The 20,992-nt window shown below is 72.5% G+C and carries 13 protein-coding genes; 8 read left to right on the top strand and 5 right to left on the bottom strand.

Translation table 11 applies throughout. The features are described from left to right. Positions 1 to 70: 70 nt before the first annotated feature. The 3 genes from MQE23_RS40040 to MQE23_RS40030 form a co-directional block, all read right to left on the bottom strand. A complete protein-coding gene (locus MQE23_RS40040; RefSeq protein WP_243381721.1) occupies positions 71 to 601 on the bottom strand; it encodes an EF-hand domain-containing protein in 531 nt (176 codons plus the stop codon). Positions 602 to 700: 99 nt separating this feature from the next. Then, the gene (locus MQE23_RS40035; RefSeq protein ID WP_020277130.1) at positions 701 to 1,105 is read right to left on the bottom strand and encodes a hypothetical protein; all 405 of its coding nucleotides are present in this window, start codon (positions 1,103 to 1,105) and stop codon (positions 701 to 703) included. Positions 1,106 to 1,280: 175 nt separating this feature from the next. Further along, complete coding sequence (locus tag MQE23_RS40030) at positions 1,281 to 1,820, bottom strand: EF-hand domain-containing protein (protein ID WP_243381719.1); 540 nt, start codon at positions 1,818 to 1,820, stop codon at positions 1,281 to 1,283. A gap of 586 nt (positions 1,821 to 2,406) precedes the next feature. Here MQE23_RS40030 and MQE23_RS40025 point away from each other — a divergent pair. From MQE23_RS40025 to MQE23_RS40000, 6 genes are read left to right on the top strand one after another with little or no spacing between them, the layout of a single operon-like run. Then, on the top strand, positions 2,407 to 3,444 hold the full coding sequence (locus MQE23_RS40025) for a Gfo/Idh/MocA family oxidoreductase (RefSeq protein WP_243381717.1): 1,038 nt from the start codon (positions 2,407 to 2,409) through the stop codon (positions 3,442 to 3,444). Next, entirely contained in the window at positions 3,434 to 4,393 is a 960-nt protein-coding gene (locus tag MQE23_RS40020; protein ID WP_020277127.1) for a sugar phosphate isomerase/epimerase family protein, read from the top strand. Before MQE23_RS40025 ends, MQE23_RS40020 begins: the two co-directional genes overlap by 11 nt. Then, on the top strand, positions 4,386 to 5,822 hold the full coding sequence (locus MQE23_RS40015) for a M20/M25/M40 family metallo-hydrolase (RefSeq protein ID WP_243381715.1): 1,437 nt from the start codon (positions 4,386 to 4,388) through the stop codon (positions 5,820 to 5,822). The genes MQE23_RS40020 and MQE23_RS40015 overlap by 8 nt, the downstream gene beginning before the upstream one ends. Next, positions 5,819 to 7,048 carry an Ldh family oxidoreductase gene (locus tag MQE23_RS40010; RefSeq protein ID WP_243381714.1) on the top strand — a complete coding sequence of 410 codons (1,230 nt, stop codon included), beginning with the start codon at positions 5,819 to 5,821 and terminating at the stop codon, positions 7,046 to 7,048. The genes MQE23_RS40015 and MQE23_RS40010 overlap by 4 nt, the downstream gene beginning before the upstream one ends. Then, a complete protein-coding gene (locus tag MQE23_RS40005) occupies positions 7,045 to 7,989 on the top strand; it encodes a Gfo/Idh/MocA family oxidoreductase (RefSeq protein ID WP_243381712.1) in 945 nt (314 codons plus the stop codon). Before MQE23_RS40010 ends, MQE23_RS40005 begins: the two co-directional genes overlap by 4 nt. Next, positions 7,986 to 8,408, top strand: coding sequence for a hypothetical protein (locus tag MQE23_RS40000; RefSeq protein WP_243381711.1), 423 nt, complete (start codon positions 7,986 to 7,988; stop codon positions 8,406 to 8,408). Before MQE23_RS40005 ends, MQE23_RS40000 begins: the two co-directional genes overlap by 4 nt. A 97-nt stretch (positions 8,409 to 8,505) precedes the next feature. Here MQE23_RS40000 and MQE23_RS39995 read toward each other — a convergent pair whose 3' ends face one another. Both MQE23_RS39995 and MQE23_RS39990 read right to left on the bottom strand, forming a co-directional pair. Then, entirely contained in the window at positions 8,506 to 10,680 is a 2,175-nt protein-coding gene (locus MQE23_RS39995; RefSeq protein WP_243381709.1) for a 2-oxo acid dehydrogenase subunit E2, read from the bottom strand. Between the two features lies 1 nt (position 10,681). After that, positions 10,682 to 11,632 (bottom strand): thiamine pyrophosphate-dependent enzyme, encoded by a 951-nt coding sequence (locus MQE23_RS39990; protein ID WP_243382909.1) that lies wholly within the window; start codon positions 11,630 to 11,632, stop codon positions 10,682 to 10,684. A 429-nt stretch (positions 11,633 to 12,061) separates the two neighbouring features. Here MQE23_RS39990 and MQE23_RS39985 point away from each other — a divergent pair, with 429 nt between their 5' ends. After that, positions 12,062 to 13,360, top strand: a complete 1,299-nt coding sequence (locus MQE23_RS39985; RefSeq protein ID WP_037673769.1) for a cysteate synthase — start codon at positions 12,062 to 12,064, stop codon at positions 13,358 to 13,360. Further along, a complete protein-coding gene (locus MQE23_RS39980; RefSeq protein WP_243381707.1) occupies positions 13,357 to 20,988 on the top strand; it encodes a non-ribosomal peptide synthetase in 7,632 nt (2,543 codons plus the stop codon). The genes MQE23_RS39985 and MQE23_RS39980 overlap by 4 nt, the downstream gene beginning before the upstream one ends. Positions 20,989 to 20,992: the final 4 nt, after the last annotated feature.

Genomic DNA, 20,992 nt, shown 5'->3' with positions numbered 1-20,992 from the left:
CCAGGGGGTCACGCCGGCGCTCCTCGTGGGCCGGGGAGCGCCGGACGCGGGGACCGGTGGTCCGGACGGGTCAGAGCAGGGAGAACTCCAGCTCGCCGGAGTGGTAGCGGTGTACGGCCGCGATCAGCTCGTCGACGGACAGCTGACCGTCGCCGTCGGTGTCGATCAGCTTGAACGCCGTGCCCGCCGTGGTCTCGTTACTGCCGATGGCCACGATCCAGCGCTGGAATTCCTGAGGGCTGACCTGGCCGTCACCATCGGTGTCGCACAGGTCGGCGATCGCACTGATCGTCGGACGCAGCACCTGGTCGAAGCCGTCCTGCCCGCGGTCGAGCACCTCCTCCGCCGCCACGGCCTTGAACTTGTCGAAGTCCAGGGCGCCGTCGCCACCGACCCCCGCCTGCCCCGCGAGGTGATCCCACATGCCGAGGTAGGCGTCGGTGAGAGCCCGGCCCTTCGGAGAATTCTCGCTTTCCCCGAACGAGAGCAGAATGCGCTTTGCCTCGCCTTCCCAGTCACTGCGATCGATGGTGCCGTCGCCGTTCTTGTCCCACATGTCGAAACGGCGACGCAGTCGCTGCTCCGGTACGGAAGTGCTCACGCTTCTTCCTTTCGTTTTCCTTTTCGGGACGTGCGCTTCAGATACTTACCTGAAGCAGCCTCTCCAACCCACTCTTAAGAGTGAGAAGAAAAGCGGTATTCATATGCCGGCACCACTACTTCGCCGACACAGAAAAATGACCATTCCCGCCACGACGATCGGGGCGACCTGGGAGATGAGTTGCCCGACGACGTCCACGGTCTCGAAGCGCCCGAGATGCGTCACGTGGAACACCAGGTGCGGAACCGTGAAGGCGAGGCACCCGAAGGCCGCCGCCCGCACCAGAGACCGCTCGGGACGAACAGCGGCCCACAGCAGGACCGTCGTCAGACCGAGTGACAGAGCACCGAGGTCACGCACGAGGTGTTCGTTGTACGGGGGGAATTTGGTCAGCCACGCGAAAGCCGGGAGAGGAAACGCGTCGTGGAACGATCGGGGCGCGAACAGAGCCCATGCGCCGGGCACCCCCTGCCCCAGGGACAGCAGCACCAGTGCGGCGCGCATCAGGAGGCCCCCGGTTTCCGGCGCCGGCCCCGCGGACACGCCCCGTCGGCCGGTTCCACGGGCCTCGGCGGACCTGAGCCCGTCCTTGGCGCCCGCGGGGCTCATCAGTGTCGGCGAACGGGGGCCCGCTGCGGGCGACCCTCCTTCGCAGCGGGCCCTGCCGTGGGTCCGCGCGTCAGACACCCAGAAGCGGAGCGTCGAGCTCACCCGCGTGGTACTTGCCCACAGCGGCTACGAGTTCGTCGACGGACAGCCGCCCGTTTCCGTCGGTGTCCACCTGGCGGAACGCCGCGTCCGCGTCGATCTGGTCACCGCCGATGGCCCCGAGCCACTTCCGGAACTCCTGTGGATCGACCTGCCCGTCGCCGTCGATGTCGCACAGGTCGACCATCGCGCGGATGCTGGGCCGGAGCACGGTGCTGAAGCCGACGGCTCCCTTGCTCAGCATCTGGGCGTCGGCGATCTCGACGAACTGCTCGACCGTCAGGGCCTCACCGGCGTCGACGCCGGCCTGCTCCATCATGTAGTCCCACATCTTCGGGTACGCATCCAGCAGCGCCTGCGCCTTGGGGGAGTTCTCCTGCTCGCCGAAGGCCTCGACGATGCGCCGGGCCTCCGCCTCCAGGTCGCCGCGCTCGATACGCCCGTCCCCGTTGGTGTCGTACAGCGCGAAGCGCTGTCGGAGCCGCTCGGCCTGGGCAGTCTTGTCGGACATCTGACTCCTCGTCGTCGAAAAGCTGCGGAGAGATCCGCCTGTCTCGCACCCCGAAAAAGCGGGAATCCGAAAAAGTGACTTTTCGGATTCCGCAAGGGTGATTCAGCCTCGCTGCTAGATACATGGGTACTCGCAGCCTTCCGGGCCTGTCAACGGAGTGAAGTGCCGCGCAAAGAGCGCAGGAACATTTTTTCTGCTCGTCGGCCACCGGGTCACGGCCGATTGTTTTCGTCCACGGGTTCGGCCTGGAAGCCGGAGTCGCCAGCCTGAGCCGCATCGGTCGGTCCGGCCGGACGCCACAGCCACCTCCGCCGTGAATTTCAGCCATACTCCCCGGGGACTCGAAAATGGCGTCCCCTCACACGGCACGCCACTATCGGATACGATCCGCTGAGGCCGTGACCAATCCTTCTTCGCGCATTCCATGAGGACTGCCATGCGTTTCAGGGACGGAAGGGGTGGGTATGCAGAAGAATTTCGATTCCATTCGCCGGCCTGCACCCGGTGCACTTCACGTCGCATTCGCACGCGAAATCATACCGGTGTGCGAATTCCGGAAAGGCCGCGCGGAAAAAGGGGTCGAGCCTTGCTGTACACGTTGATCGTCGGCCTGGGCCGCTCGGGACTGGGGCTGCATGTGCCGGTGCTGTCGCGCGCCCGCTCCCAAGTCCCCGGCACCTTCGCCGACCACCCCATCGTGGGAGTGGATCCGGGTGACACCGCCCGTGCCGAGCGGCAGGATCTGCTGATCGCCGATTCCCTGCGCCGGGCGCGCGATCTTCTCGACCCGGCGCGGACCGTCGTTCATCTGTGCACTCCCCCCGCCGTGCGCGCCGAGGTGCTCCGCGAGGTGGCCGCGCTCGGGTTCTCGCGGATCCTCATGGAGAAGCCGCTGGCCGGTGACCTGGAGACGCTGCGGCGCGTCCTGCGGCTCGCGCGGGAACAGGAGCTGCGCCTGGCCGTGGTGGCGCCCTGGCTGCACAGCACGCTGACCCGGCGTCTCGTCCAGCTGGTGGGCAGCCGGAGGCTCGGCGCCGTTCGTTCCGTGTCCGTCACCCAGCACAAGCCCCGGTTCCGGCGCACCCTGAGCACCGGCAGTCACACCTCCGCCTTCGACGTGGAGGCGCCGCACGCGGTGGGTCTCCTCCTGCGCCTGCTGGGCGACGCGCAGTTGAGCGGCGCGCGCTGCGCCGACCTGCGGGTGGGAACGACGACGGTGCCCAACATGGGCGGTGCACACCTCGAACTGCTGCACACGGGCGGGATCCGCAGCGCGGTGCTGTCCGACCTGTCCGCCCCGGTGCGTCAGCGGCGGATCGTCCTCGGCATGGCGGACGGAAGCGTCGTCGGGCACTACGCGGTCGGCCAGGACGACGACTTCGCACAGTTGGAGATCACACGTGACGGCCACACCACCCGCGAGGTCTTCCGCGACGACTCCCTCACGGCATGTCTGACCCACGCCTATCGCGGCTACGCCGAGGGCGGCGACGGAGCCGGTGCCGGTGACCTTGGCCTGCACGTGCGGACGGTCGAGCTGCTCGACGAGGCCAAACGGCTGGCGGACCTGTCTCCCGCCGGCGGCACGCACCCCCACAAGGAGGCACTGTCGTATGGACGTTGACCTTTCCGGAGCGGGCGCTGAGGACTCCCGGTGCGGCGCGACCGAGAACGCCCCGAGCGGGCGGACGGCTCCCGGTATCCGGTTCGCGGGCATCGGGGACGAGGCCGCGGCGGATCTCACCGGGCAACTGGACGCACTGCGCCGGCTCGGCTGGACGGCGATCGAGTTGCGCACCGTCGACGGCGTCGCGGTCGCCGACCTCGACGACCGTGCCTTCGCCGGCCTGGCCGACCGGATCGCGGCAGCCGGTCTCGACGTCGTCTGCGTCGATTCCCGGATCGCCGACTGGAGCCGCCCGATCACCGGGCGCTTCGAGGACGATGTCCGGGAGCTGCGGCGACTGGCCCGGCGCTGCGCCACCCTGGGCACCCGGTTCGTCCGGGTGATGTCCTACCCCAACAACGGCCTGGACGAAGAGGAGTGGGGCAGGCGGGCGCTGGACCGGATGGCCCGGTTGGTCCGGCTGGCCGAGCAGGAGGGCCTGGTGCTGCTGCACGAGAACTGCAGTGGTTGGGCCGGCACCCGGGCCGACCGGATGCGGGAGCTCCTCGACCGCGCCGGCGGTCCCGCGCTGCGGCTGCTGTTCGACACCGGCAACGGAGTGCCGTACGGCTACGACGCCCGCGCGCTGCTGGACGAGATCATCGACCACGTCGCCCACGTGCACGTCAAGGACGCGCGGACCGGGCCGGACGGTCAGGTCACGTACACACTGCCGGGCGCCGGGGAGTCCGCTGTGCGCTCCTGCCTCAGGGCCCTGGCCGACCACGGTTACACCGGGGCCTGGTCCATCGAACCGCACACCCGTCTGCAACCGCACCAGGGCCAGGACACCACCGCCGCCGACGGCGTGGCGGAGTTCGTCCGCTACGGGCGGTGCCTGGCGCGGCTCGTGCGGCAGGAATTCCTCTCCGACCGGGTTCCCGCCGGTGGGGGTCGGCATGGTTGACGTTCCGGCCCGGCCTGCTCCCCCGGCCGGATCCGCCGCCCACTCGCCCCCCGCGGCGCTGTCGCCGCCCGCCCGGCTGACACCAGCCGATCACGACCTGCTGCTCGATCTGCTCGGCACTCCCACGGCCGGACCCCTGGAGACCGGCACCGATGGTCCCCCCGTGCGCCTGTGGGAGGCCGGCCGGGCCTTTGCGGCCGCCGCCGCGACCCTCGGTCTGAAGGTGCTGCGCCACGCCCCGCCGGATCCTGCGGTGCTGCGCAGGGACGACGTGCCGCTCACGGTCCGGGAGGCGGCGCGCGACGAGACGTTCCTGGCCTCGCAGCCCAGTCTGGTGCTGCGCCTCGGCCCCGAACTCCCGCGGCAGGACACGGTGATGTTCAACGTCCACCTGGACACGGTGGCCGGCTGGTGGCCGGCCGGCTTCGACGGCCGGCGTTTCACCGGCCGTGGAGCGGTCGACGCCAAGGGCCCCGCCGTCGCCCTGCTCGCCGGGATCCGGGCCGCTCGCGCCGCCGAGCCGGCCCTGGGCAGCCGGGTCGGTGTGCTCGTCCAGGCAGTGGCCGGGGAAGAAGGCGGTGCCATGGGCACGTTCGGCACCAGGCCGCTGGTGGAGGACGGGTTCACCGGCGGGCTGAACCTGTTCTGCGAACCCACCGGGCACCGCTTCCTGCCCCGTTCGACGGCCTCCATGACGGCCCTGGTCCGCGTCGCGGGCGAGGACGCCGTGGACGACCGCCCCGAAGCCGGTCACAACGCGACCGTGCTGCTCGGGCACATCGGCCACCACCTCGCCCGGGCCCTGCCGCCGCGGATCGGCGACGGCAGGGTGTGCGTGGCCGGCCTGCACACCGGCGAACGGCACAACCGGGTCTACGGCACCGGCCGCCTGCTGCTCAACCTCTCCTACGGATCCCGGCCGGCCGGCCGGGCCGCCGAGGCCGCGCTGGAGCAGGCCCTGCGCGAAGCACTCGCCGACTTCACCTCCGGGGCCACCGGCACCCCTGACCTGGCCAGGACGGCCTCCGACGCGACACGGATCACCTCCCTGCACTGGTACAAACGCGGCCTGCCCGCGCTGGACGGCCGAGGCCGCGCGCCGTGGGCCGAGGAACTGCTGGAACGACACGCGGGCCTGACGCGCTGGCCCGACGAGGAACCGGCCTTCACCTGCGACGCGATCTGGATGGCGGACGTACCCGACAGCTACACGGCGGTCTTCGGCCCCGGCGGCCTGGACACCAACCACGCGCACGCCCCCGGTGAGTACGTCGACCTGGACGCCCTGGACCGCTACGCCGACGAGATCGCCCGCGTTCTCATCGCCCGGGTCCGCCACGGGCCGCCCGGCGAAGGCGCCGACGAACCATCCGACGCTCACTCAGCTGCCGTGCCCGGCGCGGCCGCGGACAGGATCTCTCCTCGATGACCTCTACCGTTTCCCCCATCTCCACAGCCTCCGCGGACGCGACCGCCCAGGCTGCCGCGCAGCCCCGTTCCGGACCGTGCGCCGTCCCGCCCCAGGCCCCCGGCACCACCGGCGACGCCGCCGTCCGGGTGCCTTACCCGGGCCTCCTCGCGTTCGTGACACAGGTCTTCCGAGCCAGGGGACTGCCCGAGGACCGCGCGGGGACCGCCGCCGAGGCGCTGTGCCACGGCGACCTGACGGGCTTCACCAGCCACGGCATCACCAACCTCACCCGGCTGTATCTGCCCCTGCTCGACTCGGGCCGCTGCGACCCGCGCGCGGAGCCGCGCATCGTCACCGACCGCGGTGCCTCGGTGCTCCTCGACGCCCGCCGGGCGCTCGGTCTGTGGGCCGCCACCGAGGCGATGGACCTGGCGGTCGAGCGCGCCCGCCGGTACGGGGTCGGCATGGTCTCGGTGCGGGGAGCCACCCACTTCGGCTGCGCGGGCCACCACGCCCTGCGCGCGGTCCGGCACCACATGGTGGGCCTGGTCACCGCCAACTGCGGCCGGCAGCGGATCGTCCGTCCGGTCGGCGGACGCTCCCCCATGCTGGGCACGAACCCGCTCGCGCTGGCCGCCCCGGCCGGCGACCGGCCGCCGTTCGTCCTGGACATGGCCACCACGGTCGCCCCCACCGGGAGGGTCCGGGCCGCCGCACGCGCCGGGCAGAGCGTGCCCGCGGGCTGGCTCCAGGACGACGACGGCGGGCCGGTGACCGATCCGGCCGCCTTCGACCGCGGCCAGGCGCACCTGCGCTGGCTCGGCGGTGACCCGGACACCGGCGGCTACAAGGGCTTCGGGCTCGGTCTGCTGGTCGAAGTACTGTCCGCACTCGTCCCCGGTGCCGGGATCGGGCCGCGGGAGGAGACGGCGGAGCCGGCCGGCCCGGACGACGACATCGGCTGTTTCCTGCTGGCCGTCGCCCCCGGGCGCCTCAGGCCCGAGGCGGCGTTCCGCAGCGACGCGGCCGGCCTGTTCGGTGCCCTCCTCGGCTGCCCGCCGGTCCGGGCGGACGAACCGGTGAGCTATCCGGGCTGGCCGGAGGACGCCCGCTCGCGCGAACGGCGCGCTCACGGCGTCCCGCTGGAGCCGGCCCTGCACCGGGAGCTGCTCGATCTGGCCCGGAGCAGCGGTCTCGGCTTCCCGGAACCCGTCCCGCCCACAGAGGCGGGGAGCCCGGCATGACGCTTCCCCGCATCGGTCTCATCGGGCTCGGTGTCATCTCCCGCTTCTACCTGGCCGCGTTCGAAAGCGCCGCGTGCGCGCGGCTGGTGGCGGTCTGCGACCCCGACGAGAGCCGGCTCGGCGTCGCACCGGCGCACGTGCCGCGCTTCCGCGACCACCGCGAGCTGCTGCGGGCCGCGGACCTGGACGCCGTGGTGGTCAACGTGCCCAACGACCTGCACTATCCGGTGTGCAGGGACGCGCTGGCAGCCGGACGCGCGGTGTGCGTGGAGAAGCCACTCGCCACGCATGCGTACGACGGCCGCCAACTCGCGCGACTCTCCCGGCAGAACGGCACCGTGCTGTTCACCTCCTTCCACCGCCGTTACAACAGGGAGGTCGACGCGCTCCGCCGGCGTATCGCCTCCGGCGCCCCGATCGTGTCGCTGACGGTGCGCTACGAGGAGACGATCGAGGAACACGCCGGCCTGGACCGCTGGTATCTCGACCCGGAGCGCTGCGGGGGCGGCTGCGTCGCCGACAACGGGCCCAACGCGTTCGATCTGGTTCGCCTGTTCCTCGGAGACGTACGGGTGACCGAGGCCACCGTGCACCGCGACGCGCGCGGCGTCGACCGGCAGGCGCGGGTGTTGCTGACCGCCCCGTCCGGCGCGGCGGCCCGGGTGGTGCTCGACTGGTCCCGGCCCGGCGAACGCAAGACGGTCGAGGTGCGGCTCGCCGACGGGACCGTCGACCAGGCCGACATGCTCGCGGGCCATCCGGAGTTCAAAGGGTCCCTCTGGCACGAATACGTGGGCGTACTACGTGACTTCACCGACGTCCTGTCCGGCCGCCGCCCGAACTGCCCCGACGGTCTGGCCGCCCTGGAGCTGGTGGCCGCCACGTACGCCTGCGAAGGCCCCGCTCGCCCCCACCTCCGACAGGAGGTACGCCACCCGTGACACCCGGAGAGGACGGTGCCAAGCGCGCCGTGTACGGACGGCTGGTGAAGGTCCTCATCCACCGGCGTGACGACCGGGGGATGACCCTGGAGGAGTTCGCGAGCCGGTGTGTCCGACATGGGGAGGTGCACGAGCTGGTGACCACGGACCACACAAAGACCGCCGCCGGCGCCCGCATCGACCGGGTCGGATTCCTGGGCTTCGTCGAGATCGGCTGCGCCGGCGTCATCGACCGGGGCGACGAGGTCTGGGCCGGCGGGAGATTGGTGGGAACGGTCCTGGGATTCGACGCCTGCCATTTCCCGAACCACTACAACATCCTCATCACGGCGCCCGAACGGCTCACCGGCCCGCAGCTCGGCCTCGCCCCCGAAACCGAGGTCAGGTTCGGGCCGCGGCCGCACCGACCGACGCCATGACGGCCGCACCGTCAAAGCTGGGAACCGCATCGGCGCCGGCACGCGACTGGTACCGAGCCCTCGTCAGGGATCGAGTCGTGCTGCGGCAACAGTGAGTTCATGGAGCTGGGACGTCTTCGCCTCCATTGGCTTGTTCGGCGGCGGTGATGCGCGCGATCACATGGCGCAGGAATCCGGCCGCGGTGCCGCCGTCGCAGACGCGGTGGTCGAAGGTCAGAGACAGGTGAGCGACCTTGCGTACCTCCACGCGGCCGTCCACGGCCCAGGGACGGTCGACGAGGCGGCCGAAGCCGAGCATCGCCGTCTGGGGGTGGTTGAGGATCGGGGTGGCACCGTCGACCCCGAGGGGGCCGTAGTTGTTGAGGGTGAAGGTGCCGCCGGTGAGGTGGCCGGCGGGGACCGCGTCCCGCCGGGCGCAGTCGGTGAGGCGGCGCAGTTCGGCGGCGAGAGCGTGGAGCGGCAGCCGGTCGGCGTCCCGTACGACGGGAACGACCAGGCCTTGACCGGTCTGAGCGGCGAAGCCGAGGTGCACGTGGGGCAGCCGGACGATCTCCGCCCGGCCGGTGTCCACCCGGGCGTTCAGTTCGGGGAAGGCGGCGAGCCCGGAGAGGCATGCGCGGGCCAGCAGGGGAAGCAGACCCGTGCCACGGGTGTCACGGGCGGCGAGCAGGCCCGTGGCATCCGCGTCCGCCCAGATGGTGACGGCGGGTGTGTCGCGGTGGGCGCGGTGGAACTTCTCGGCGGCTGCGTCGAGGGGGATGCGTATGCCTGGCTGATGAGAGGTGCCGAGCTCACCGTTCTCCGAGGGGCCGGCCTCGTTCGCCACGTGGCCGCTGCGCGCTCCGGTTCCGTACCCCGTGAGCACCGCCCCCGACCCGGTCCCGGGAGATGTGCCCGCACCCGAGCCTGCCTCCGGAGACGAGTCGGCACTCGCCCCGCCCTCCCCGGAAGCCTGCGCCACCGACATCAGTCGCGCCCCGACCTTGACGATCTCTCCGGCGGCGCAGTGCAGGGCGGTCACCGTCCCGGCGAACGGGCTGGGCAGCGTGACGACGGACTTGGCCGTCTCGACCTCGGCCACGGTCTGGTCGTGGGTGACGTGATCGCCCACGGCGACCGTCCATTCCAGTACCTCGGCCTCCGCCAGCCCTTCACCCAGGTCCGGGAGTCGGAAGGTTCGCACGGTCCGGCCGTCGGTGCCCGCCCCGCCGACGGGTACCGGAAACACCCGCCGTACACCCACGCCCGGCTGTCCGCCGTCGGGCAGCAGTCGCCGCAACCCGTCCAGCACCCGCCCAACGCCCGGCAGATGCGCGCTCTCCAGCAGCGGTGGCGGGTACGGGATGTCGAGGCCCGTGACGCGCAGCACGGGGGCCTCCAGAGCGTCGAAGCAGCGCTCCTGGACCCGTGCGGCGATCTCTGCGCCGACCCCGGCGAAGCTCTGTGCCTCGTGCACGACCAGGCAGCGGCCGGTGCGCCGTACCGACTCGGTGAGGGCGTGGTCGTCGAGCGGGACGAGGGTGCGCAGGTCCAGTACCTCGATGTCCATGCCCTCGGTCGCCGCCTCCCGGGCGGCCTCCAGGGCGACGGCGACCGACGGGCCGTACGCGACGAGCGTGGCGGCGGTGCCGGGGCGGCGGACCGCCGCGGTGCCGAACGGCTCGGTGCGTGACGGTAGCCGGACGTCGTCCTTCGTCCAGTAATGGCGCTTGGGTTCCAGGAAGACCACAGGGTCCGGGTCGTCGATGGCCTCCCGCAGGAGTGAGTACGCGTCGGCCACCGTCGCTGGCGTGACGACCTTCAGGCCCGCCGTGTGCGCGTAGTACGCCTCGCTGGAATCGCTGTGGTGCTCGACTCCGCCGATTCCGCCACCGTAGGGGACGCGTATGACGAGAGGGAGGGCGAGGGCGCCGCGAGTGCGGTTGCGGAGCTTGGCGATGTGGGAGGTGATCTGCTCGAACGCCGGGTAGGCGAACGCGTCGAACTGCATCTCCACGACGGGCCGGAACCCGGCCATCGCCATACCGACCGCGAGACCCGCGATGCCCGCCTCGCAGGCCGGGGTGTCGAAGCAGCGCCGTTCGCCGAAGGTGTCCGCGAGCCCGTCTGTGATCCGGAAGACTCCGCCGAGCCGGCCGACGTCCTCACCGAAGACGACGACCCGTTCGTCCGCGTCGAGCGCGTCCCGCAGGGCGGAGTTCAGGGCCTTCGCCATCGTGGTGGCCGTCGCCATCGTGGTGGCCGCGGCCGCCGCCCGAGTCGTCACCGTCATGTCAGCGTCCTTCCAACTCGGCGCGCAGGGCGGCCCGTTGCTCGGTCAGTTGTGGGGTCGGGGCGCTGAACACATGGTCGAGGAGAGCGAGCGGGTCCAGGGCGGGGTCCTCGGCGAGGCGGGTGCGCAGGCCGCCCGCGTACTCCTCGGCCTCGGCCGCCGTGGTGGTGATGTCGTCCTCGGTGAGCAGGCCGCGGTCGCGCAGCCGGGCCTCCAGTCGGTCGATCGGGTCGCGCCCTCGCCAGTGCCCGGCCTCCTCGGCCGGACGGTAGCGGGACGGATCGTCGGCGCTGGTGTGCGGACCCATGCGGTAGGTGTGCGCCTCGACCAGCCAGGGGCCGCCGCCCGCCCGCGCGTCCTCGACGGCGGTGGTCAGGACGGCGAGTACGGCCGCCGCGTCATTGCCGTCCACCTGCTCGGAGCGGACGCCGTGGCCGACGCCCTTGTACGCCAGGCTCGGTGCCGCCGTCTGGTCGGCGAGCGGCACGGAGAGGGCGTACCGGTTGTTCTGCACGAGGAAGACCACCGGTGCCCGCAGGACGCCCGCGAGGTTGAGGGCCTCGTGGAAGTCTCCCTCGCTCGTGGCGCCGTCGCCGAGGAGGGCGAGGGCAACCGTGTCCGTGCCCTTGAGGCGCTCGCCGTGGGCGAGGCCGGTGGCGTGGACGGCGTGGGTGGCCAGCGGGGTGCACTGGGGCGCGGTGCGGTGCCGTACCGGGTCGTAGCCGCAGTGGGCGTCGCCGCGCATCAGGGTCAGCGCCTCGACGGGGTCGATGCCACGGCTGATCAGGGCGGTGCAGTCGCGGTACGTGGGGAACAGCCAGTCGGTGTCGCGCAGGGCGAGCGCGGCGCCGACCTGGCAGGCCTCCTGGCCGAGGCTGGACGGGTGGACAGCGAGCCTGCCCTGACGGGCCAGCGCGGTCGCCTGCACGTCGAAGCGGCGCCCGACGACCATCTTCCGGTATGCGGCGAGAAGTTCATCGGGCACGGGCTCCTTGTATTCCCCGGAAGGATTACCGCCCCCGACTTTTCCATTCATTGGGAAAAAGCTGACCGGAACATGGGAAGGTAGCCATGGCGAAGGTGAAGGATCTGCCCGCTCCGTCACGACTTCATGTGTCGACTTCTCGCCCATTTCCCCGCCGTTCCTTCGTCGCGACATGTGCGCCACGGATCGTTGCCCAGGGCTCATGCAAGCTCAACTACCTTCCCGAGAAGGACAGATGAAGCGGAACTGAACACTCCATTGGTATAGACCTAGTCATGTGAATGAGCAGAATGTCAACTGGGCGTTAGGGCAACGGCAATACCCGAGTCGCCTCGAATTCGCAGTGCCCCGGCTGGAATTGACCCCGAAGCCTGGCTCTGCGGAAGGCAATGGAAAATGTCCCGAGTACACCCCCAAGTACGCCCGGGAAATCGGCACTACACGATCGTGTGCTCCTCCTGCGGAGCCCGGTACGAGGACGACGGCCTCATCCTCGACTGCTCCCGCCGGCATGAACCGGCGTTTCTGCGCACCGAGTACGACGGCCCCGCGGAGCACAGCGGCACCGGGCTCTTCCGTCACGCCCGACTGCTGCCCGTGGCGCGGACGTTCCCCGGCGTACCCGGCCCTGTCGTGTACCGCGCGAGGGAGCTCGGCCGACGTCTCGGCCTGACCCGACTGTGGGTCGCGTTCAACGGGTACTGGCCGGAGCGCGGGGCGCAGTTGCCGACGTGCACGTTCAAGGACCTGGAGGCGTACACGGTCCTCGGCCGTCTGCCGGCTGCCCCGCCCGTCCTCGTGATCCCTTCGGCCGGCAACACCGCCGCCGCGTTCGCCTGGGCCGCCACCCGTCACCAGATGCCCTGCCTCATCGTCGTGCCCGCTCCCGCCCTGGACGGCATGCGCTTCGCCGGCCCGCTCGACCCCTGCGTCCGTATCGTCGTCCTCGACGGCGACGCCACCTACAGCGACGCCATCTCCTGCGCCGATCTGCTGGCCCGGCTGCCCGGCCACCAGGCCGAGGGCGGCTCCCGCAACGTCGCCCGCCGCGACGGTCTGGGCACCGTGATGCTCGCCGCTGCCGAGGCGATCGGAGGCCTTCCCCAGACGTACGTCCAGGCCGTCGGCAGCGGTACGGGAGCCATCGGCGCCCATGAGGCGGCACGCCGCATCCGCTCGGGCGACGAGCCTCTGCCGCGTCTGCTGATGTGTCAGAACACGCCCTTCGCCCCGCTGTACGAGGCCTGGCGCTCGGGCGGGCGGGCCCCCGCCGACCGTGAGCACGAGCCGCTGGCCCGCGAACTGACCAATCGCCGCCCTCCGTTCAGCCTCCGGGGCGGTGTGCGCGAGGTGCTGGTCGAGAGCGGCGGGGAGATCCTGTGCGTGGACAACGAAGCCGCTCTCGCCGCCATGGCCCTGTTCGAGGAGATCGAGGGCATAGACATCGAGCCCGGTGCCGGTGTCGCGCTGGCCGCGCTCGCCGACGCCGTAGGGGCCGGGCGCGTCGGCCGCGACGAGCTGATCCTCCTCAACGTCACCGGCGGCGGCCGGGCCCGCCGGGCGGACGACCTCGCGCTCGTTCCCGCCGAGCCCTGGCTGCGCGCCGTCTGGTCCCCCGGGGGCGAGGGCCCGCAGACGGTCGCCGAGCAGGTGGGGCGGCAGCTGTCCACCACCACGTCGGGAGCCGGCCGATGACCGTGCCACGCACACTCACGCCGTCCGCCGCCCAGCGCTCGATGTGGTTCGGCCAGCGGCTCGACGGAGCCGGCGGCGCCTACAACGTCGGCGAGTACACCGAGATCCACGGCCCCGTCGATCCGATGCTGCTCCGCGCGGCCGTACGGCAGGTGGTGGACGCGACCGAGACGCTGCGGTCCCGGTTCGCGTCCGACGACGACGGCGTACGCCTGCTCGTCGACGCCGAGCCCGGTGGGAGCGGTCCCGGCTGGACCATGCCCGTCGTCGACGCCGCCGGAGCCGAGGCCGCGCGGGAGTGGATGGCGGCCGACTTCGCCACGCCCTTCGACCTCGGCCGTGGACCGCTGTTCCGGTACACGCTGCTGCGGCTCGCGGACGACCACTGGATCTGGTACCAGGCCTACCACCACATCGCCGTCGACGGCTTCAGCTGCTCACTGATCGCCCAGCGGGTGGCCGACGCCTACACCGCGCTCGCCGAGAGCACCCCGCACACCCCGCCGCCCGCTCCCCTGGCCCCGCTGGTCGCCGCCGACGGCGCCTACCGCGCGGGCGAACGGCACGAACAGGACCGCGCGTACTGGACGCGTGCCCTTGCCGACCGGCCCGACCCGGTGAGCCTGGCCGGCCGCCCACCGCACGTCGCCGACCGCTTCCTGCGCCGCACCGGCCACCTGCCCGGACCGGCGGGCGACCTCGTGCACTTGGCCGCCGAACGCGCCGGCACCCGCTGGTCGCGGGTCGTCCTCGCGGCGACCGCCGCCTGTCTGCACCGGCTCACCGGCGCCCGGGACGTCGTCCTCGGCCTCGCCGTCACCGGCCGCGAGAGCCACACCGAGCTCACCACCCCCGGCATGGCGTCCAACGTGCTCCCGCTGCGGCTGTCCGTACGCCCCGACACCCCCGCCGTCGACCTCGTGCGGCAGGCCGCCCGCGCCACCCGCGAACTGCTGGCCCACCAGCGCTTCCGGGGCGAGGACCTGCGCCGCGCGCTGGACTGGCCGCAGGACGGGCGCCGCTTCTTCGGCCCGGTCGTCAACATCATGGCCTTCGGGCCCGAGTTGCGTTTCGCAGGGCATCCGACCACCCGCCACAACCTGTCCACGGGGCCGGTCGAGGACCTCGCCGTCAATGTCTACGACCGCTCGGACGGCAAGGGCATCCGGGTCGACCTGGACGCGAGCCCCGAGCACTTCACGGACGCCGGGCTGACCGCCCACCACCAGCGTCTGCTCCGCTTCGTGGAGCGGTTCGCGGCGGCGGCGGTAGGCCCCGGCACGGTGGTGGGCCGGGTGGAGCTGGTGGCGCCCGGAGAGGGGGCCCGGCTCGACGGGCCGGTTCCCGCCACAGGGAGCAGCCGTACCGTCCCCGGCGTCTTCGCGGCGCGCACGGCCGCCGAACCCGGCGCCACGGCCGTCGTCCACGGCGACCGTGAGACCACCTGCCGTGACGTGAGCGCCCGCGCCAACCGGCTCGCCCACCGCCTGCTCCGGCTCGGAGTCCGCCCCGAGGACCGGGTCGCCGTCCTGATGCGCCGCTCCGACGACCTGATCGTGGCTCTGCTGGCCGTCCTCAAGGCGGGTGGCGCCTACGTCGGTCTCGACCCGCGCGCCCCGGCCGCGCGCACCGCGCGGATCCTCGACGAGACGGGCGCGGAGGTCCTGCTGACCACCGGCGACGCGAGCGACACGGACGGCACGTACGACGGTCTCCGCGTGGTGGGGGCGACCGACCCGTCCCTCGCCGCCGAGCCCGACACCGACCCCGACGTGCCGCTGCACCCGGACCGGCTGGCATACGTCAGCTACACATCCGGTTCCACCGGCACGCCCAAGGGTGTCGCCGTCACCCACCGGGACATCACCGCCCTCGCCGCCGACTCGGCGTTCGGCGGTGGCGCGCACGCACGGGTCCTGGTCCACTCGCCGACCGCGTTCGACGCGTCCACGTACGAGATGTGGGTGCCGCTCCTGGGCGGCGGCACGGCCGTGCTCGCACCGGCGGACGAGGAGGTGAACGCCGCCGCGGTCGCCCGCCTCACCTCACGGCACGGGCTGACGGCGCTGTGGCTGACGGCAGGGCTGTTCCGGCTGGCCGCCGAGGAGGACCCCGGCTGTTTCGCCGGGCTGCGCCAGGTGTGGGCAGGTGGCGAGGCCGTCCCCGCGTCCGCGGTTCGCCAGGTCCTCGCGGCCTGCCCGGGTCTGACGGTCACCAACGGCTACGGCCCGACCGAGACCACCACCTTCGCCACCTGCCGCCCCTGCCCCGACACGGCCTCGGTGCCCGACGCACTGCCCATCGGCCGCCCGCTCGACGGCATGCGCGCCTACGTGCTCGACAGCGCCCTGCGACCGGTCCCACCGGGCACGGTCGGCGAGTTGCACGTGGCCGGGCCCGGTGTCGCCCGCGGCTACCTCGGCCGCCCCGACGCCACCGCCGAACGCTTCACCGCGGACCCGTACGGCCCGCCGGGCAGCCGGATGTACCGCACCGGGGACCGTGTGCGGTTGGCCGAGGACGGCGAGTTGGAGTTCCACGGGCGGACCGACGGCCAGGTCAAGCTGCGCGGGTTCCGTATAGAGCCCGGCGAGATCGAGGCGGCCCTTACGGCGCACCCGGAGGTCGCCCAGGCGGTCGCGCTCGTCCGTGAGGACCGTCCCGGCGACCGCCGTCTGGTCGCGTACGCGGTTCCCGTCGAGGGCACGGCACCGCACCCGGACGCCCTGCGCGCCCACCTCACCGGCCGCCTGCCCGACTACATGGTGCCCTCCGCGGTCGTACGGCTGGACGGACTGCCCCTGACCCCCAACGGCAAGCTGGACCGCGCCGCCCTGCCGGTTCCGTCGGTGCGCAGCGGCAGCCGCGCCCCGCGCACCCCGCGGGAGGAGGCACTGTGCGGCCTCTTCGCAGAGGTCCTGGGCCTGCCCGCCACCGGTCCGGACGACAGCTTCTTCGCCCTCGGCGGCCATTCCCTGCTCGCCCTGCGCCTGATCGGCCGGATCCGCGACACGCTGGGTGCGGACCTGACACTGCGGGACCTGTTCGGGGCGTCCACTCCGGCGGCCCTGGCCGGCCTGATCGGCACGGACACCGTCGTACGGCCCGCCTCCCGGTCGTTCACGCCGGGTACCGTCGTCGACGAGGCTCCGCTGTCGTCCGCGCAACGGCGGCTGTGGTTCCTCGACCGGCTGGAGGGGTCCGGTGCGGCGTACCACATCCCGCTCGCCGTACGGCTGACAGGCGCCGCGCTCGATCCGGACGCTCTGCGCGCCGCCCTGGCCGACGTCGTCACCCGGCACGAGATCCTGCGCACGGTCTACCCGGACGCCGACGGCACACCGCGCCAGCTGCTCCTCGACCCGGCGCGGGCCCGGCCACGGCTGCACGCCGAGAGCGTCACGGAGACCGAACTTCCGGACCGCCTCGCTGAGCTGGCGCGCCACGAGTTCCTGCTCACCGAGGACGCCCCGTTCCGCGCTCACCTCCTGGCCCTGGGTCCCGAGGACCACGTCCTGCTGCTGGTGCTGCACCACATAGCGGCGGACGGCTGGTCCCTGGAGCCCCTCGTCCGTGATCTGGCCACGGCGTACCGGGCGCGGCTGGAGGGACGGGACCCACAGTGGGCGCCGCTTCCGGTGCAGTACGCCGCCTTCGGCGTCCGGCAGTGGGAGCTGCTGGCCGACGACGAGCTGATGGGTCGTCAGCTCGCGTACTGGAAGCAGGCCCTGGCCGGACTGCCCGTCGAACTCGCCCTGCCCGCCGATCGCCCCCGCCCCACCCGCGCCACGCACCAGGGCGGCGACATCCCCGTACGGCTGGACGCGGCGCTGCACGGGCGGCTGCGCGAGCTGGCGGGCGAGACCGGCACGACGGTGTTCATGGCCGTACAGGCTGGCCTCGCCGCGCTGCTCACCCGGCTGGGCGCGGGCACCGACATCCCGCTCGGCACACCGGTCGCGGGCCGCGCCGACGAGGTGCTCGATGACCTGATCGGCTGCTTCCTCAACACGCTCGTCCTGCGCACCGACACCTCCGGCGCCCCCACCTTCCGGGACCTCCTCGGCCGGGTCCGGGAGACCGATCTCGAGGCCTACGCCCACCAGGACCTGCCGTTCGAGCAGCTGGTCGAGGCCCTCAACCCGCCGCGCTCGCTCGCCCGGCACCCGCTGTTCCAGGTGATGCTCGCCTTCCGCCCCGGCGGCGCGGAACCCCGGCTCGACCTGCCGGGCCTCACGACCGGCGCGCTGACCGTGGAGACCGGTGCCACCAAGATCGACCTGACGTTCAACCTCGGCGAGCACCGCACCCGCGACGGCTTCCCGGACGGCATCGAGGGCATCCTCCAGTACAGCGCGGACCTCTTCGACCGGCAGACGGCCGAGGAGCTGGCCGCCCGGCTGGAGCGACTGCTGCGGGCCGCCGTGGACGAGCCCGACCGGCCGATCGGCGCGCTCGACATCCTCGGCGAGACCGAACGGCGGCGCCTGCTCGTCGAGTTCAACGACACCGCTCGTGAGGTGCCGGTGACGGCATTCCACCGGATGTTCCAGGCGCGGGCGGCCGAGACGCCGGACGCGGTGGCCGTGACGGATGCCCGTACGAACCTGACCTACGGGCAACTCGACGCGCGTACGGACCGGTTGGCCCGGGCACTGACCTCGCACGGCGCCGGGCCGGGCCGGATCGTCGCCTTCGCGCTGTCACGGTCCGTCGACCTCGCGGTGGCCGTGCTGGCGGTCCTCAAGGCGGGTGCGGCCTATCTGCCGCTCGACCCGGAGCATCCGGCCGAGCGGACCGCGTATCTGCTGTCCGACGCCGAGCCCGTGTGCGTTATCGCCGGGGAGGAGCCGCCCGTCGCCGTGGCGTGCCCGATCGTGAGCCCGGACGCGGACGCCCCCGGCATCGAGCTCACCGAGGCCCGCCCCGCCGATGCGGCCTACCTGATCTACACCTCGGGCACGACGGGCCGCCCCAAGGGTGTCGTCGTCGAGCACCGCAACCTCACCACGTACGTGGCGCGCTGCGCGGAGGCGTATCCGAGCCTGCGCGGTGCCTCGCTGCTGCACGCCACCATGTCGTTCGACGCCACCGTGACGACCCTGCACGGCGCGCTCGCCGTGGGCGGACGAGTGCACATCGCCGCCGTCCACGAGGCGGGCGCGCAGCCGCTGTCCGGCGGCTACACGTTCCTCAAGGCCACACCCAGCCACCTCGCGCTGCTGCCCGCGCTGCCGCACGACATCTCGCCCGCCGAGGAGTTCATGCTGGGCGGCGAGGCCCTGGTCGGGGAGGTGCTGCGTTCCTGGCGCCGGGACCACCCCGGCGTACGGCTGATCAACCACTACGGCCCGACCGAGCTCACCGTCGGTTGCACCGACCACCGCATCGAACCCGGCGACGACCTCCCGTCCGGCCCGGTGCCCATCGGGCGCCCGATGTGGAACACCCGGGCGTACGTCCTCGACGCGTGGCTGAACCCCGTACCGGCCGGTGTCGAAGGCGAGTTGTACGTGGCCGGCGACCAAGTGGCACGGGGTTACCGGAACCGGCCAGGCCTGACCGCGGAGCGGTTCGTCGCCGACCCCTTCGGGCCGCCCGGGGAACGCATGTACCGCACCGGCGACCTGGCCGTACGTCGCGCCGACGGCATGCTGGAGTTGCGCGGGCGGGCCGACGGCCAGCTCAAGATCCGGGGCCTGAGGATCGAGCCCGGCGAGATCGAGGGCGTGCTCACCGCGCACGACCACGTCGAGCAGGCCGCGGTGGCCGTGCGCGAGGACCGGCCGGGCGTACGACGGCTGGTCGGGTACCTCGTGGGGCCGGCCGAGGTGGACGGCGCGGACGTACGGGCGCATGCGGCGCGCCATCTTCCCGACCACATGGTTCCGGAGGCGCTGGTGGTGCTGGACGCACTGCCGATGACGCCCAACGGCAAACTGGACCGGGCCGCGCTGCCGGCCCCCTCCGTCGCCGTGGAGACGGAGAGCCGGTCCCCGCGCACACCGCAGGAGGAGACCCTGCGCGAGCTGTTCGCCGAGGTGCTCGGTCTCGACCGGCACGGTGTGGGCGTCGACGACGGCTTCTTCGACCTCGGCGGAGACAGCATCGCCTCCATCCACCTCGTGAGCCGCGCCCTCGCGGCCGGGCTGCGCCTCACCCCCCGCGATGTGTTCGAGCAGCGCACGGTCTCAGGCCTCGCGGCGGTGGTGGTGACCCGCCCGGCCCCGGCACCGGTGGCCGCGGTGCGGGAGCCCGCCGTCGGTGAGCTGCCGCTCACTCCGGCGATGCACCGGCTGCGCGAACGCGGCGGTCCCATCAGCTCGTTCAGCCAGTCGGTGCTGCTGGTCACGCCCGCCGGGGCCGACGAGAGCCGCCTCGCGACGGCGCTCCAGACGATCCTGGACCACCATGACGCACTGCGGATGCGCCTGAGCGGCGACTGGGAAGCCCACATTCCGCCGCCCGGCTCCGTCGACGCGCACACCCTTCTGGAACGCGTCACGACCGTCCCGGACTTCGGACAGCTGCCCGAACTGCGGCCGGAGGCGGGCGCACTGGTACGTGCGGTCTGGTACGACGCCGGACCCGACCGTCCCGGACGGCTCCTGCTGACGGTGCACCACCTGGCTGTCGACGCCGTTTCCTGGCACATCCTCGGCACCGACCTGGCCGCCGCCTGGCGCGGGGAGGAACTGCCCCCGGTCGGCACGTCGTTCCGCCACTGGTCGCTGCTGCTGGAACGGCAGGCCCGGGCGCGGACCTCCGAGCTGGACGTCTGGCAGCGGATGTTCCAGGCCCCCGACCCGGTGCTGGGCGCGCGCCGGCCCGACCCGGGGCGGGACGTCATCGGCACGATGCGCCACCTCACGCGCACGCTGCCCGCCGCAGTCGCCGACACCGTCCTCACCACCGTCCCCGCCGCCTTCCACGCCGGCCCCGAGGACGTCCTGCTGGCCGGGCTGGCCCTCGCGTTCACCCGGTGGCGGGGCCACCCGGCGCTGCTGCTGGACATCGAGCGGCACGGACGCGAGGAGGTGGCCGAGGGTGTGGACCTCTCCCGGACGGTGGGCTGGTTCACCAGCGTCGTCCCGGCGCGGCTGGACCTCACCGGGCTCGACCCGGACGACTGCGCGCAGGTGCTGCGAAGTGTGAAGGAGCAGTTGCGCGTGGTTCCGGACAACGGCATCGGACACGGTCTGCTCCGGCACCTCGACCCCGCCACCGGTCCGGCACTCGCCGCCCACCCGGCTCCGCAGGTCGGCTTCAACTACCTCGGCCGTACGGCGAGTACGGGGCGTACGGCGGACGGCGACTGGTCACCGGCTCCGGAACCGCTGCCGTACCTGGGCGGCACCGCCCACGACCCCGCCCTCCCCGTCGCCCACGGCCTGGAGATCACCGCCGTGGCCGGCGACGAAGGGCTCCGGGCCACCTGGTCGTGGGCGCCCGGTATCTGGTCCGAGGACGACGTGCGCGCCCTCGCCGACCTGTGGTGCGACGCGCTGACCGCCATGACCGGCGCCACGTCGGCGGGCGGGCACACCCCGTCCGATCTGCCACTGGTGTCGCTGTCCCAAGCAGAGATCGACGAACTCGAAGCCGAGTTCGCGAGCGAGTGGAGGTAACCCA

The organism is Streptomyces sp. HP-A2021 (assembly GCF_022807935.1).
Taxonomy (GTDB): domain Bacteria; phylum Actinomycetota; class Actinomycetes; order Streptomycetales; family Streptomycetaceae; genus Streptomyces; species Streptomyces afghaniensis.
Note: the sequence above shows the minus strand (reverse complement) of the source record. Positions and strands in the feature narration are given on the sequence as shown.

Coding starts and splice junctions, on each gene's coding strand:
- MQE23_RS40015 (WP_243381715.1), top strand. CDS start 4,386: ATGGTTGACGTTCCGGCCCGGCCTGCTCCCCCGGCCGGATCCGCCGCC.
- MQE23_RS40020 (WP_020277127.1), top strand. CDS start 3,434: ATGGACGTTGACCTTTCCGGAGCGGGCGCTGAGGACTCCCGGTGCGGC.
- MQE23_RS39980 (WP_243381707.1), top strand. CDS start 13,357: ATGACCGTGCCACGCACACTCACGCCGTCCGCCGCCCAGCGCTCGATG.
- MQE23_RS40005 (WP_243381712.1), top strand. CDS start 7,045: ATGACGCTTCCCCGCATCGGTCTCATCGGGCTCGGTGTCATCTCCCGC.
- MQE23_RS40010 (WP_243381714.1), top strand. CDS start 5,819: ATGACCTCTACCGTTTCCCCCATCTCCACAGCCTCCGCGGACGCGACC.
- MQE23_RS40035 (WP_020277130.1), bottom strand. CDS start 1,105: ATGCGCGCCGCACTGGTGCTGCTGTCCCTGGGGCAGGGGGTGCCCGGC.
- MQE23_RS39985 (WP_037673769.1), top strand. CDS start 12,062: ATGTCCCGAGTACACCCCCAAGTACGCCCGGGAAATCGGCACTACACG.
- MQE23_RS40030 (WP_243381719.1), bottom strand. CDS start 1,820: ATGTCCGACAAGACTGCCCAGGCCGAGCGGCTCCGACAGCGCTTCGCG.
- MQE23_RS39990 (WP_243382909.1), bottom strand. CDS start 11,632: ATGGTCGTCGGGCGCCGCTTCGACGTGCAGGCGACCGCGCTGGCCCGT.
- MQE23_RS39995 (WP_243381709.1), bottom strand. CDS start 10,680: ATGACGGTGACGACTCGGGCGGCGGCCGCGGCCACCACGATGGCGACG.